Raw genomic sequence first — 15,186 nt, forward strand, 5'->3', positions numbered from 1 at the left:
AATAGGCACTTAATTTAAATTCACCTTAGCTAAAAAATCGATTATTTGATCCGTTATTTCACGGTGTATCTCTGTCCTTGTGCGATTCCCACCATCTTTACAAATGATTGCTTCTCCTTTAGCCTCTTGCTCTAAAATATCTATAGCATCTGATTTACAAATTTGCATGAAACTAAAATGCGTTGCATCAGGGATAACAATATAAGTTGATAATGATTTTGAAAGAAACTGTTGTAAATAACCAGATTCTAGATCTACATTCATATCACCAACATCAATACCAGCGCCAATGATTAAAGAAGGAAAAGCAATATTTTTCAAACTATCTGCAGTAAATCCTCTAACTAATCCAGCATCTAAAGAAATAAATGACTTTATTCTCTGATCTGACATGTTTTTATTTAATTGTGGGTTATCTAGTCCAAGTTCATTTACTAACTGGCAAGCTTTTAAATGTGAATGTATAGTGCAATCTTGTTTAAAAAGATCTGTATCAAACCTTGCTCCAGCAAGTGCAGCTACTGTCCAACCGCCAAGGGAATGTCCAATAGATGAAATTTTATTCATATCAATATAGTTTGCCAAAAACTCATCTATTTGTAACGCATCAATAGTTTTACTTAGATCTTGAGGACGTAACCACAATTTAGTAGATTGAGTAATATCTTTATTAAAATAAATAGTTCCCAGATGATTTGGTGCAGCAACAATATATCCCCTATCTGCCAGTTCATAAGCAAGCCAATTTAAACTTTGCCAACTTCCTCCATAACCATGCGAAATAACAATCAAAGGATGTTTACGATAATTTGAAATAGATGCTGCATTAGGAATGACTTTAGAACCGTAAAAAACGGCATTATCGCCAATAGCTACTGCTCTTTGTTGAGCATCTGTCGGATACCATATTGCAATATTTAAAGGTCTACTGTCTTCTTTGCTATAATAGATTTCCTTAAATCCCACATTTGAATAAGCATAGTTGAAAAAGGGAAAGGACAAAATAAGCGAATAAAGCAAAAAGTATAGTTTAGTCATGAAATTAATTTCTATTTAACAATGTTTCTCTTTTTTTTAATGCTACAGTATGAATAACAAAAACACAATAAATAGTAATAGTAAAAATCAGTAATTAGTAGATATTCTTATTGAAAATAATTAATTGCTAAACAGCATAAAATTTTAATATTACGACCAAATTAGAATTTTGAGATTGGATTTGGGGTAGTATAACGATTAATGACTATCTTTTTTGATTTGTTCTTTATGATATAAATAATAAGCTCCACGAGACACCATTCTTAGTTGAAAAATAAGATCTTCAATTAATTTTTGTCTTTGTACTGTATCAAAATCAATTGCTTCAGCTCCCGCATTAAAAGCAATAGTGACCATTGCTTCTGCTTGAGCTTCATTGTAATGGTGAGGCATCTGGTTGGCATTATCAAGATAATCAACAAGCTCTACAATAAAGTGTTGGATTTCTCGAGCAATAGCAGAACGAAAGGCAGAAGAAGTTCCTGCTTTTTCACGTAATAACAATAAAAAAACTTTAGGGTTTTTATCAATAAACTCAATGAAAGTTGTTACAGAGGTACGTAAAACACTTCCTCCTTTTTCAATACGTTTTCGCGCTTGGCGTAACAATTGACGAAGAGTTAAGCCACTTTCGTCCACCATGGCCAAACCAAGCTCATCCATATCACGAAAATGTCGATAAAATGAAGTAGCGGCTATTCCTGCTTCACGCGCTACTTCTCGTAAGCTTAAACTTGTAAAACCTTGCTCAGCATTGAGTTGATTAAATGCTGTTTCAATTAAAGTACGGCGAGTTCTTTCTTTCTGTTGAGCTCGAACACCGCCGATCTTGATATTTTTCATTTAGTAGCTCAGTTATAATATTTCCTAGTTATGCACCCTTAAATTGATTTGTTTAATAATCTTTCTTTATCAGCAAATACTTTAGGCATATGGTCTCGAATTGTTTTAGCAATGGTTTCATAACGAGCACGCAATGGAGAACCTGGTCGATAAATAAGAGCAATACTACGCACAGGTACAGGATCAGTACATGGAATATAACAAATATTATCACGAATTCGCTCGTTAGGTATAGCAAGTTCCGGAAACAAAGTAATACCGCGACCAGCAGAAATCATACTCCGAAGTGTTTCAAGACTGGTAGCTTTAAATTGTTTATCTTCATCAACTCCAACTTGAAAACAATATCCCATTGCATGATCTCGTAAACAGTGACCATCTTCTAACATTAAGAATTTTTTACCTTTTAAGCTGGAAAGTTTAACTGTCTTTTTACTAGCTAATTCATCAGTAGCAGGAACAGTTAAAAACATAGGTTCATCAAATAAAGGTAGTTCAATAAATTGTGCTGTTTCTTTGACTTGGGCAATGATTGCACAATCAAGTTTACCACTTTCGAGTTGAGCAACAATATTAGCAGTTTGCGCTTCATGTAAGTAAAGTTCCAACTGAGGAAAAGAGTCATGTAAAACTGTAATGACATGAGGTAAAAGATAAGGCGCTATAGTGGGGATCAATCCTATATGCATTGGTCCAGACATTTCTTCACCTTGACGGCTTGCCATTTCTTTTAGAATTTGGATGTTACGCAATATCTCTTTCGCTTGTTCAACCAGCATCATACCGGTTTGTGTAAATAACACTTTGCGGCTTGTGCGCTCTAATAACATTACACCTAATTCATCTTCTAACTTTCTAATTTGACCACTAAGAGTTGGTTGACTCACATTACAAGCATCAGCTGCTTTACGAAAATGCCGAAATTCAGCTAACGAAACAAAATATTCCAAATCACGAATATTCATAATGTCCCCAATAAGTTATCAGTTAATGGTATATACTCAAACAACTTCTATCCTGTAAGGCTATAACAAATAACATTAAAAGCGCTTTATAATTTATTAAATTATCATGCATTATAAATTATATTCTGTGAAACAAATTGGTAAAAGAAGTTCTGAGTACAGTTTTATTTCATCTTAATCAACTAGTTAAAAAATTTTAACTAGAACGAAACAAAGTTTATTGTTTTTTATTAGATGTTGTTAATACTACTATTAGTTACTATTGTTGATAATTATGTTAAAAAAATCAAATATAATATTTAAATCATCCAGAAAAATTACAATTTTATTGAATAAAAAATACCAATTCCAAGAAACATGGAAACTTATTAACAATTACTATATAATTGTGCGCTATATTGTTATGAAGCCAAAAAAACTTTTTGAGGTGCCCTATTTTTAAACAAGTTTCACGCTTTTATCGAAAGTTTTTTCACAATGAAGAAAAACAAAAAGCTAGCTATGTGTCCATTCCTAGTAATGAACATAATGTTTCTCGTAAAGAGATTAGTGAAAACGCATTAAAAGTCCTTTATCGATTAAATAAACTAGGGTACGAAGCTTATTTAGTTGGTGGATGTATCAGAGATCTTATCTTAGGTAAAACACCAAAAGACTTTGATATCACAACTAATGCTACACCAGAACAGATTCAGAAAATTTTCCGTAATTGTCGCTTAGTAGGACGACGGTTTCGTCTTGCTCATATTATGTTTGGCAAAGAAATAATTGAGGTTGCGACTTTCCGCGGCGATCACGATTCTAAAAAAGGGCAAAACAATACATCTAAACGTTCTCAGTCCGGAATGCTATTACGTGATAATGTCTATGGTACCATTGAGCAAGATGCTGTTCGTCGGGATTTCACTATGAATGCACTTTACTATGATGTAAATGATTTTACCTTACGTGATTATTGCGGAGGATTAGAAGATTTACAAAAAGGCGTTATTCGATTAATTGGCGATCCGCAAACACGTTATCGAGAAGATCCCGTTAGAATGCTAAGAACTGTCCGTTTTGCAGCAAAACTGGATATGAAAATTGAGCCAGCTACTGCTAAGCCTATTAGACAGCTTGCATCACTATTAAAAAATGTACCATCGGCACGACTTTTTGATGAGTCTCTTAAACTATTACAAACAGGGAATGGCTACAAAACTTACAAGTTACTAAGAGAGTATTGTCTCTTTGAACAACTATTTCCTGTTATTGAGCATCTATTTGCTAACAATCCAAACAGTTATTTAGAGAAAATCATCGAACAAGTTTTAAAAAATACTGATTATCGCATTGCCAACAATAAGCGAATTAATCCAGCATTTTTGTTTGCAGTTTTTTTCTGGTATCCAATAATTGAACAAACACAAGCAACGTGTATCGAAAGTGGTTTGCCATTTCATGATTCGTTTTCGATGGCAATTAACGAAGTGCTAAGTGAACAATGTAAAAGCATAGCCATACCTAGACGGTTAACGACCATAATGAGCGATATTTGGCGTTTACAACTACGTATGAAAAAACGAAATGGTAAACGTGCGTTTGCCATTATAGAACATCCTAAGTTTAGGGCTGCTTATGACCTTTTAGAAATGCGCGCCTCAATCGAAAAAGGAGAACTCCTACAATTAGCTAGGTGGTGGGATGAGTTTCAAAATACTTCAGTCGAAAAAAGAATAGCGATGGTAAAACAGCTTAATAAAATAAATAAACGCACAGGGAAACGTTAATTTTTAATTCGCACTTTTATAAATAACCGCTATAATGTTGCAATCATAATAACTTTATAACCATTAATGAAAAAATTAACGCCTTCTCTTATTGCTATAGCCGTTACTCTTTCTTTGTATGATAGCTCTAGTTATGCTATAAATTTACCTAAAGTTGTAAGCGATAATCCTCAATGCCTTATTGACGTTCCGAAGTTTGATCGTCCTTTAGTTAATGGAGATATAAATACCTTACCTGTAAATGCTGAAGCTAATCAACTTGAAGCAATTTATCCCAATATCGCCATATATCAAGGTGAAGTATTAATAGAACAAGGCAACCGAACAGTTCAAGCAGATAAAGTAACAATTGACACTCAAGATAATAATAATCGAACAGTGACATTAGAAGGTAATATTACCTATCAAGATAATTTAATAAAAATGAAAGGCAATAATGCATCAATGAATCTAAATAACAACGATGCAAATATGAGCCCGAGTCAATACCATCTTGTCAATAGACTTGGTCGCGGTAATGCAGATAAAATGCAACTTGAAAAAAATCGTTATGTTATTCTAAAAAAAGGTAGTTTTACATCCTGTCCTACCGACGACAGCACATGGGATATTAAAGGAACAACGGTTATTCATGATAACGAAGAACAATTACTAGAAGTTTGGAACGCTGTATTTAGTATTGGTAAAGTACCTGTTCTATACTCGCCTTATTTACAATTACCAACCGGTGATAAACGCCGCTCTGGATTATTAATGCCGAATTTCGGCTATGACAGTATTGATGGCATTGATTTTTCAATACCGATTTATTGGAATATTGCACCAAATTATGATGCAACCTTTACGCCGCGAATTTTACAAAAACGTGGAGTACAATTACAAACTGAATTTCGCTATTTAAACGAATTAGGTTTAGGTACACTTGCATTTGACTGGCTTCAACATGATACTAAATATAATGATGATAGAGACAGTCATTTCAATGGTAACAATTACGACGATAATCGTCACCGTTGGTTATTCCATTGGAAAAATGATGAATTAATTAATTATAATTGGCGCTTTTATGCAGATACAACTCGAGTTAGTGATAACCATTACCTTACAAACCTAAACTCCAAATATGCATCCCAAACTGCTGGGTATTTAACACAATATTATAAAATTGCCTATAATGATGAAAATTGGGATATTACGTTAGGCTATCGACACTTTCAGCCATTCCATTCAGAATTAAAAAATTCACTTTATCAAACTCAGCCACAATTAGATATGAGTTATTATAATAATGATCTGGGTCCATTCAAATTTAGAACATTTTCTCAAATATCCCGATTTTTGACGTCTGGGGAAAGCAAACCTAAAGCATGGCGAGCGCATTTGGAACCAACACTTAATTATACTTTATCTAATTCTTGGTCGTCATTAACCACAGAAACTGGTTTTATGGCAACTCATTACAATCAAGAAAATATCAATAAAAATATTGATAAATATAAATACTTAGATAAAAAAGTAACTCGTTTTTTACCTAAATTTAGCGTTGATGGTAAAGTCATTTTTGAGCGTGATATATCTTTCATTGATGGCTACACACAAACCTTAGAGCCTCGAGTAAAGTATATTTATATTCCTTATCGAAACCAATCTAATATTAGCGACTATGATTCCACTATATTACAATCAGATTATATTGGTCTATTTAGAGATCAACCATATAGTGGTTTAGATCGAATTGCTTCAACCAATAAAATATCAACAGGTGTAACAACTCGGTTTTATAATAATAAGGTTGAAAAATTTAACTTATCAATTGGGCAAATCACTTATTTTACTAAATCTAAAACGAGTGAACATAATAATGATCTAGATGAAAACTCTGATACAGGTAGTATTACTTGGGCATCAGACAGCTTTTGGCGCGTAAGTAATGATATGATTTTTAGAAGTGGCGTTCAGTATGACACTCGAATTGATACAATCTCGTTAGCTAACGCAATATTCGAGTACCGACCAACTGGTGACAAGTTAATTCAACTATCATACCGCTATGCAAACCGTAACTATATTGATACTGTTGATAAAAATCCATTTTATAGAGGTTATAAACAAGATATTTCACAAGCTGGAATAATGAGTGCTTGGCCATTAACACAAACACTTAGTGCTGTTGGTTCATATTATTATGATGTTAAATTAGAACAAACCTCTGATGGTTTTGTCGGATTAAATTACAGTGATTGTTGTTGGGGTGTAACGATGCAATATGGTAGGAAACTAACTGATTGGGACAATACTTCTCGCAAAAGTAAGTATGAAAATAAACTATCAATTAACTTCGAATTAAAAGGATTAGGTAATAACCGAGATGCCAAAGCTAAAATGCTTAATTTCGGGAAACTACCATATAATACAGCATTTGAATAAAATATTTTTGTAACTATAGATTACCAATAAATTTATTATAAGCTGTCTATGCTGAAAAACAAAATGAGTTAAGTGAATATGAAATTATTAAAACTATTTATAGCATTAAATCTAAGCGTAACTTTAGGGATTATAACTCCGTTATCTGCCAGTGCTGCTCCGAAAGTTGTAGAACAAGTTGCTGCGGTTGTTAATAACAATGTCATTTTAGAAAGCGATGTTAATGATATGTTAAAAACGATCAAAGCAAGCACCGATCCACAAAATCTACCTAATGATAAAATACTTAGACAACAAATTATCGATCGTTTAATTATCGAAAACCTAATTTTACAAAAAGCAGCCAAAGCTAAAATTACGGTTAGTGATGACGAGGTAACTGACGCTATTAATAGAATTGCTGCAGAAAATGGTATGAGCATCGACCAGCTTAGAAGTAGACTTTCGACAATGAAAATAAGTTATAGTGCCTATCGTGAAAGAATACACAATGACATGCTAATAGATAAGACTCGAATGCATGAAGTTAGATCAAGAGTCAAAATTTCAGAAAAAGAAATAGAAAATTTAGCAAAAAATATTGCTCGCCAACCAACCAATAATATTGATGTAAAAATCAGTCATATCTTGATTTCTGTTCCAGAAAAAGCATCTAAACAACAAATTGATAATGCAACAAATAAAGCACGAGATATCATTAATCGAGCCCAAAAAGGGGAAAGCTTTGCTAAATTAGCCACTTCATATTCAAACGATGATTTTGCATTAAAAGGTGGCAGTATGGGTTGGCATAAACTTAATGAATTACCTACTATCTTTGAAGAACGGTTAGTGCGAGCTCCTAAAGGTAGTATTATTGGACCTATCCGTTCTGGGGTTGGTCTGCATATTCTAAAAGTTGATGATACCCGTTCAGAAGCACCGAGAACTGTCACAATTGAAGAGGTAAATGCACGCCATATATTGATTAAAACAAATGTATTAGTCACCGACCAAATCGCAAAACAAAAATTAATTGATCTCCGTAAAGCAATCGTCAGTGGAGCCACAACCTTTGAAGCTGCTGCTAAAGCTAACTCTGAAGATACAGGTTCAGCAAGTAAAGGGGGCAACTTAGGTTGGAATCGTCCTGAAATTTATGATAATAGCTTTAGGACTGCTCTGATTCAGTTAAAAAAAGGAGAAATTAGCCAACCAATAAAATCAGCTTACGGTTGGCACTTAATCCAATTAATTGATAAAAGAAAAGCTGATGGAACAAATGCAATGAATAAAGATCAAGCTTATCGACTCATTTTTAATCGTAAATTTTCTGAAGAAGCCCAAGTATGGATTCAAGAAATAAAAGGCGACGCTTATATTAAAATTACAGGTGAAGATAAACATGAATAACCGTGTTCACCAAGGACATTTTGCCCGTAAAAGATTTGGGCAAAATTTTTTACATGATGATTACATAATCGAAAATATTGTCTCAGCTATACAGCCTAAAAAAGATCAAGCACTAGTCGAAATTGGTCCAGGGCTTGCGGCATTAACAATACCTATCAGTAAACATATTGATCATTTGACAGTTATAGAGATAGACAGGGATCTAGCTAGTAGGTTAATTGAAAATCCATTTTTAAATAATAAACTAACGGTTATAGAGCAAGATGCCCTAACCTTTGACTTCAATCAGTTAGCTGATCAATTAGGTAAACCATTAAGAGTATTTGGTAACTTACCTTATAATATCTCTACACCGTTAATGTTCCACTTATTTGAGCATGCAGACATCATCACTGACATGCATTTTATGCTACAAAAAGAAGTAGTAACTCGCTTAATTGCATCGCCTAACAGTAAACATTATGGTAGATTGAGCGTTATGGCTCAATATTATTGTCAGATTATTCCTGTTCTTGAAGTACCACCAACATCATTTAAACCTGCTCCAAAAGTTGACTCTGCTGTTGTTAAATTAATACCTTATAAAGAAAAGCCTTATCTTGTTAATGATATAAAAATACTTTCTCGCGTAACTACAGAGGCATTTAACCAACGACGTAAAACTATCCGTAACAGTTTAAGTAACTTGTTTACTGTTGAACAATTAACTGAATTAAATATTGATCCTAATTTACGTGCCGAAAACTTAACAGTACAGCAATACTGTCAACTTGCAAATTCATGGAGTTAACAGGAATGGCAAACTTACTTATTGGTGATATTCATGGTTGTTATGATGAGTTTATGCGCTTACTTGAAAAAGTGAAATTCTCATCATCGGATATTTTATGGTTAACAGGTGATCTAGTTGCTAGAGGTCCAAAATCATTAGAAGTTCTAAGATTTGTTAAACATAATGCTAACCAAATTCGATTAGTATTAGGTAATCATGACCTACATTTATTATCAATTTATGCCAATGTTACCCCTTCTAAAAAGAAGGATAATCTTGATGAAATTATTCGTGCACCAGATTTTGGTGAATTAATGGAATGGCTGCGTAGACAGCCATTGGTCCAAATTGACGAATCATTAAAGTTAATTATGACCCACGCTGGTATTTCACCACAATGGGATATCGAAACACTAAAAAAATGTGCTTATGATCTGAATGTTATGCTATCTAGTGATTCCTATATCCTATTCCTTGATAAAATGTATGGCAACTTTCCGGATGAATGGTTTCCTGAACTACAAGGATTAGATAGATTGCGTTATATTGCTAATGCATTAACTCGTATGCGTTTTTGTTATGAAGATGGTCGATTAGATTTTTATTACAAAAAATCACCTGAGCAAGCACCTTCGAAACTTAAACCGTGGTTTTTATTACCAAGCAAAATTCCAAACGAGTATGCAGTCGCCTTTGGCCACTGGGCTGCATTAAATGGAAAAGGTACACCAGATAATGTTTATGCACTCGATACAGGATGTTGTTGGGGTGGAAAATTAACGTGCTTAAGATTTGAAGATAAAAAATACTTCAAAAAGAAAAATATTGAAGCAAAAAATTAGATAAACTATCTATGAAAAGGATCATTTATTATGTCTGCTTTATCTGCCATTAAATCAATATGGAAAGTGATTAACTTAATAAGGGAAATATTTCTTAATCTAATATTTCTAATTATTATTATTTTAATCTTTAGCGTCATCGCATTAGTCCAAGAAACACAAAAACAAGAAATTATTCCACAATATGGAGCATTGGTGTTGGATATTGAAGGAGTAATTGTTGACAATACATTATACGGTGATGAAATTTATGCTTTACAAAGCAAAATTTATGGTAAAAAAGTAAATACCTCTCGTGAAAATAGTTTATTTGAGCTAACTCAAAAAATAGCTCAAGCAACAGCAGATCCAAAGATTACAAGCATGGTCATTAAATTAGATCATTTTGTTGGCGCTGATATGAGTTCACTACAATATATTGGTAAATATTTAACCAAATTTAGTAAGGCGAATAAACCAATTTATGCTTATGGTTCCAATTTTAATCAAAGCCAATATTATTTAGCTAGCTATGCTGATAAAATATATTTAACACCACTTGGTTCAGTTAATGTATATGGGTTAGCAGCTAACAACCTATACTATAAAACCTTACTTGATAATCTAAAAATTAACACTCATGTGTTTAGAGTGGGAACTTATAAGTCAGCCATCGAACCATTTATTCGTGATGATATGTCAGAAGAAGCAAAAAGCAATACAACACGTTGGCTAACACTTATGTGGAACAATTATCTTCAAGACATTTCAACACAACGGAAAAAAGCCGATACCCAATTGGTTCTAGCGCCAGAAACTATGTTGACTAATTTAAAAGCAGTTAATGGTAATATGGCTCAATATGCTATGTCTAATGGATTGGTCGATGAAATTGCATCTAATTACCAATTTGAATCTGAGCTTAATAAGCAACATCAAATCAGTATTTATGATTATCAACTTAAGTCAAAAGATACAAATTTAGATAGTGATAACGGAAACAATAAACCACTAATTGCGGTTGTATTTGTAAATGGTACTATTACCGATGGTGAAAATAGTAGTAATATCGCTGGTAGTCAAGACATTGTTGAACAATTGAAAAATATCCGTATAAATTTAAATAAACATAACACACAAGCAATAGTATTGCGAGTAAATAGCCCAGGAGGGAGTGTGGATGCGTCAGAAGCAATTCGTAGTGAATTAGAAGCATTACGTGATTACCAAATTCCTGTTGTTATCTCCATGGGCGGAATGGCTGCATCGGGTGGATACTGGATATCAACCGCATCAGATTACATAGTTGCAAGCCCAAATACAATTACCGGTTCTATTGGTATCTTCGGTATTATTCCAACATTTGAAAAATCTTTATCTCATATTGGTGTTTATAGCGATGGTGTAACTACCTCTCCATTAGCAAGTAATAACTTTGCGCAAGATCTACCAACCGAAATGAACCAACTAATTCAATTAAATATTGATAATGGCTATCAAACATTTATTTCGTTAGTAGCAAAAGCACGAAATATGACAACCGAACAAGTCGATAAAATTGGACAAGGTCAAGTTTGGCTTGGTTCAGAAGCAAGTAAGATTGGACTTGTTGATAAATTAGGTGACTTTGATGATGCAATTGAAACAGCAGCAACATTAGCTAATTTAACTGATTATGAAATTGACTGGCAAAAGCCAAAGGGAAATTGGTTTAATGCATTTTATTCAGATATGATAGCCATGTTGCCTAAATCAACGGCAGAAATATTTTTTGAACAACTTCCTGAAGCAAAACAACTTCAACAGCATGTTTCTTTATGGAATAAGTTTAATGATCCACAAAATCGCTATATTTATTGCTTAAATTGTGCTGATGTTCGTTAATATACTTAGTTCATTATCCGCCACATTTGTGGCAGATAATGTTTCTTTCTTTACGCTTAAAGAATAATTAATTATTTATTAAGCTATTTTTTCCTGATTGAGAAAAATAACGCATATGATTCATTGCTTCTTGAATATATTGATAATTCGGCACTTCATCAACTTCACGATTATGTAAATCCATATAATGACTGATACCTAATCGATTAACAAGATAAATATTATCAGATGTTCTCACCGCATAAGAACTATAATTAGACATCAAAAGCCAGTTACGTTCAGTTATAGGATTAAATAAATCATAACCTGTCGAATAATCACTTATATCATTTTTCACATATAAATAATGTTTCATTAAGGTAGGAACGACATCTTCATGGCTTGTTATTTTGGCACTATTATTTTTTAGGCTCTCTAATTCTTTACCACCAATAATAATAAAAGGCACCTTTGTTTGTGCATCTGTGTAATTACCATTATGCCCCCAAAATCCTAATTTATTATCATTCATCTCTTGAGCATGATCACCTGTAATAATCAATATTGTATTATCTAACGAACCTGATTCTACAAGCTCATCATAAATATTTTGTAGTAAATAATCATCATAATAAACACTTTGCTTGTAACGATTAAAAATAGGCAAAGGATCAGTGTCATTACTCAATGTCATATAATTAAGATCACCAATAGGTTTGAATTTCACCGAAAAATCGTCTGGAAAGTCATAAGCATGAGGAGCATCATAGAATAAAAAAGAAAATGTTGGTCTAGATGTATCTCGTAGTTTATACCATGCAAGCCAATCATCAGTGATTTGTTTATCTCGACTAGATGCAGAACCATCTTTACTACTAATTCTTAAATTTTTGATGGTAACAAAGGCTGTTCGATCAAATTCTGGAGCAGTCACTTTAGCTGACGTAAAAATCCCAATATTATAGTTTTCTTTCTGTAGTGTTGTGATAAAGAGTGAAGGAACACTATTTCGTAAAAATGAATCCCAATAAGTACCTGGAATACCATAAAACAAACCAAAAATACCTGTACGTGTTGCATTACCAGTTGAATAATGATTATCAAAAATGACCCCATTATTCTGCTTAACAAAACGAAATGTATTAGGCGAAATTTCTTCACTAAACGTATCATATCGCCAAGAATCCAAAACAATAAACATAATATTTTTAGTTTTTTTATTTTCTGGATTAATCACCAAAGGATTTTTCGGGTAATCAACACTAGCATTACTATTATCTTTGTTATACACGACTTTTCGTTGCCCTTTTTCGTCAAAAAAATTCATGATTTTTTTCGACGTAAATGGTCGATAAAGTGGAATATATTCTTTCACTACCATAATAGGCGAATAAGCATAATAAAATGCAATCATGTGCACAACATGACTAATTAAAAATGAACTAAAAAGAAATATTGTTGATAATAAAACAATTCTTGAATTTTTATGCAATGAAGTTAATTTGTTATTGAGCAAGTAAAGAATAAAATACTCGGTGCAAAATACAACAACAATAAGCGTAAACATTAAAAAATAGGTAATTATCGAAAAATCGACAACCTGTCCAGACAAAACCATGGATAAGACAGATTGATTTACGTGAAATCGATACTGTTGAAATACAATAGTATCGATATATAATCCAATTTGAATAAAGCTAAATATTGCAGCTAAAATAATATTGCGAATAGCTTGTTTAAACCATAAAAGAGGTATACAAACAACCAAAAGTAATAAATAAGCCGAGAAAAAATGCCCCAATACAGCAAATATTGAAAATGCCACACTCGGCCAATTAAATGATGCCTCGGGGACAAGAAAGAAACGAATTGATAGTATTGATGAAATAAATAGATTAATTAAGGCAAAATAGTATAATTTTTTCATAGTGTTAAGTAAGTTATTAATTCATTATAATAAGAATTTTACTGTATTTTATATTGAAACATAGTCTTTCCTGAAACTTTTTAATAAACTAGTACTAAAAAAATACGATTCTAATAAAATTTTAACAAAAAAGGCTCAATTTAGAGCCCTTTTAGTTGAATTAAATGCAATTATCGACGATCTGCAAAAATTCTTAACAACATAATGAATAAGTTAATAAAATCAAGATAAAGGGTTAGTGCACCTAAAACAACAAATCTCCTAAACATATTAGGATCATCCTGCGATAATTGATCGCCAAATTCTTTCAGGTTTTGCGTATGATAAGCTGTTAATCCAGCAAAAACAAATACACCAATATACGTAATAGCCCACATCAACGGCTGGCTTTGCATGAAGATATTAACGAGCGAAGCGATTATAATACCCACTAATCCCATAAATAAAAAGCTTCCAAAACCAGACAAATCACGTTTAGTGGTATAACCATAAAGAGCCAAAGCTGCAAACATTCCAGCTGTAATAAAAAATACACTTGCTATTGATGATGAAGTATAAACAATAAAATAAATCGAAAATGTGCAACCATTTAAAACCGAATAAAACATGAATAATGTTGTCGCAACAGCTCCAGAAAGGCGATTAATCAATGCAGAAATGGCAATAACTAAAGCAAATTCAGCAATAAGTAACACCCACATACCTTGATATAAAACGTTCAAAAGCGCATAGTTATTGGATGCAAACCAAGCAACTAGGGCTGTTAAAAGCAATCCGACGGCATCCAACCATAAACATGACTAATATATGTTTGCATGCGATTACTAGATTGTTCAATAATCGAGCCATTAGGTGAATTATTTCTCATTAATTACCTCTAGTTAAAAAAGAATGACATAACTTAATATCATTATATACTAAATAAATACTAATACCATTTTCTCAATGTTTCTTTATCTGTTTTTTTTGCTTCAACCCAAGTTTCGCCTTGGGGCGTTCGTTCTTTTTTCCAAAAAGGCGCTTCGTTCTTTAATACATCCATAATGAACTCTACTGCTGCAAACGCATCTGAACGATGTGCGCTACTTGCTCCCACAAAGACAATCTTTTCATTTGCGATAATTTCACCTACTCGATGAATTACCGCAACTCGACTTAATTGCCACCGCTCTCTAGCTTGGGCTATGATATTAGCTAAGACTTTCTCTGTCATTCCTGCATAATGTTCTAAAAATAAGCTTATCGTTTGTTTTTCATTACTACGAACTTTGCCCATAAAAGAGACAACAGCACCATCTTGTGGTAATTGTGAAAGCCAATCGTTTAACTTATTAACATCAATCGGCTGCTCACTAACATTGATAAGATC

At 32.9% G+C, this 15,186-nt stretch carries 11 protein-coding genes and 1 pseudogene; 6 read left to right on the plus strand and 6 right to left on the minus strand.

Annotation, left to right across the window (positions count from 1 at the left end):
• Window positions 1–9: 9 nt before the first annotated feature.
• The 3 genes from A9G31_RS03000 to oxyR form a co-directional block, all read right to left on the minus strand.
• On the minus strand, window positions 10–1,038 hold the full coding sequence (locus A9G31_RS03000) for an alpha/beta hydrolase family protein (protein ID WP_065560366.1): 1,029 nt from the start codon (window positions 1,036–1,038) through the stop codon (window positions 10–12).
• A gap of 198 nt (window positions 1,039–1,236) precedes the next feature.
• Complete coding sequence (gene fabR / locus A9G31_RS03005; protein ID WP_065560367.1) at window positions 1,237–1,881, minus strand: HTH-type transcriptional repressor FabR; 645 nt, start codon at window positions 1,879–1,881, stop codon at window positions 1,237–1,239.
• Between the two features lie 38 nt (window positions 1,882–1,919).
• Entirely contained in the window at window positions 1,920–2,846 is a 927-nt protein-coding gene (oxyR, locus tag A9G31_RS03010; protein WP_065560368.1) for a DNA-binding transcriptional regulator OxyR, read from the minus strand.
• 434 nt (window positions 2,847–3,280) lie between these two features.
• Here oxyR and pcnB point away from each other — a divergent pair, with 434 nt between their 5' ends.
• From pcnB to sppA, 6 genes are all read left to right on the plus strand, one after another.
• The gene (gene pcnB / locus A9G31_RS03015) at window positions 3,281–4,615 is read left to right on the plus strand and encodes a polynucleotide adenylyltransferase PcnB (protein WP_065560378.1); all 1,335 of its coding nucleotides are present in this window, start codon (window positions 3,281–3,283) and stop codon (window positions 4,613–4,615) included.
• A 66-nt stretch (window positions 4,616–4,681) separates the two neighbouring features.
• The gene (lptD, locus tag A9G31_RS03020) at window positions 4,682–7,042 is read left to right on the plus strand and encodes an LPS assembly protein LptD (RefSeq protein ID WP_065560369.1); all 2,361 of its coding nucleotides are present in this window, start codon (window positions 4,682–4,684) and stop codon (window positions 7,040–7,042) included.
• A gap of 78 nt (window positions 7,043–7,120) precedes the next feature.
• Window positions 7,121–8,434 carry a peptidylprolyl isomerase SurA gene (gene surA / locus A9G31_RS03025; protein ID WP_065560370.1) on the plus strand — a complete coding sequence of 438 codons (1,314 nt, stop codon included), beginning with the start codon at window positions 7,121–7,123 and terminating at the stop codon, window positions 8,432–8,434.
• A complete protein-coding gene (rsmA, locus tag A9G31_RS03030) occupies window positions 8,427–9,224 on the plus strand; it encodes a 16S rRNA (adenine(1518)-N(6)/adenine(1519)-N(6))-dimethyltransferase RsmA (RefSeq protein ID WP_065560371.1) in 798 nt (265 codons plus the stop codon). The genes surA and rsmA overlap by 8 nt, the downstream gene beginning before the upstream one ends.
• A 5-nt stretch (window positions 9,225–9,229) precedes the next feature.
• Window positions 9,230–10,048 carry a bis(5'-nucleosyl)-tetraphosphatase (symmetrical) ApaH gene (gene apaH, locus A9G31_RS03035; protein WP_065560379.1) on the plus strand — a complete coding sequence of 273 codons (819 nt, stop codon included), beginning with the start codon at window positions 9,230–9,232 and terminating at the stop codon, window positions 10,046–10,048.
• Window positions 10,049–10,078: 30 nt separating this feature from the next.
• Window positions 10,079–11,911 carry a signal peptide peptidase SppA gene (gene sppA / locus A9G31_RS03040; protein WP_065560372.1) on the plus strand — a complete coding sequence of 611 codons (1,833 nt, stop codon included), beginning with the start codon at window positions 10,079–10,081 and terminating at the stop codon, window positions 11,909–11,911.
• Between the two features lie 67 nt (window positions 11,912–11,978).
• Here the strand turns inward: sppA and A9G31_RS03045 are convergent, their stop codons facing one another.
• The 3 genes and pseudogenes from A9G31_RS03045 to moaE all read right to left on the minus strand — a co-directional run bounded on the left by A9G31_RS03045 (window position 11,979) and on the right by moaE (window position 15,180).
• Entirely contained in the window at window positions 11,979–13,817 is a 1,839-nt protein-coding gene (locus tag A9G31_RS03045; RefSeq protein ID WP_065560373.1) for a sulfatase-like hydrolase/transferase, read from the minus strand.
• Between the two features lie 170 nt (window positions 13,818–13,987).
• Window positions 13,988–14,685, minus strand: a pseudogene (locus A9G31_RS03050) (Bax inhibitor-1/YccA family protein).
• 60 nt (window positions 14,686–14,745) lie between these two features.
• On the minus strand, window positions 14,746–15,180 hold the full coding sequence (gene moaE, locus A9G31_RS03055; protein WP_065560380.1) for a molybdopterin synthase catalytic subunit MoaE: 435 nt from the start codon (window positions 15,178–15,180) through the stop codon (window positions 14,746–14,748).
• Window positions 15,181–15,186 lie beyond the last annotated feature (6 nt).

It is taken from the genome of Gilliamella sp. Gris1-4, assembly GCF_001690335.1.
In the GTDB taxonomy this organism is placed as follows: Bacteria; Pseudomonadota; Gammaproteobacteria; order Enterobacterales; family Orbaceae; genus Gilliamella; species Gilliamella apicola_P.

Excerpts from the sequence above, each read along its gene's own strand:
- A9G31_RS03000 (WP_065560366.1), bottom strand. The coding sequence starts at position 1,038 with ATGACTAAACTATACTTTTTGCTTTATTCGCTTATTTTGTCCTTTCCC.
- fabR (WP_065560367.1), bottom strand. The coding sequence starts at position 1,881 with ATGAAAAATATCAAGATCGGCGGTGTTCGAGCTCAACAGAAAGAAAGA.
- oxyR (WP_065560368.1), bottom strand. The coding sequence starts at position 2,846 with ATGAATATTCGTGATTTGGAATATTTTGTTTCGTTAGCTGAATTTCGG.
- lptD (WP_065560369.1), top strand. The coding sequence starts at position 4,682 with ATGAAAAAATTAACGCCTTCTCTTATTGCTATAGCCGTTACTCTTTCT.
- surA (WP_065560370.1), top strand. The coding sequence starts at position 7,121 with ATGAAATTATTAAAACTATTTATAGCATTAAATCTAAGCGTAACTTTA.
- rsmA (WP_065560371.1), top strand. The coding sequence starts at position 8,427 with ATGAATAACCGTGTTCACCAAGGACATTTTGCCCGTAAAAGATTTGGG.
- apaH (WP_065560379.1), top strand. The coding sequence starts at position 9,230 with ATGGCAAACTTACTTATTGGTGATATTCATGGTTGTTATGATGAGTTT.
- sppA (WP_065560372.1), top strand. The coding sequence starts at position 10,079 with ATGTCTGCTTTATCTGCCATTAAATCAATATGGAAAGTGATTAACTTA.
- A9G31_RS03045 (WP_065560373.1), bottom strand. The coding sequence starts at position 13,817 with ATGAAAAAATTATACTATTTTGCCTTAATTAATCTATTTATTTCATCA.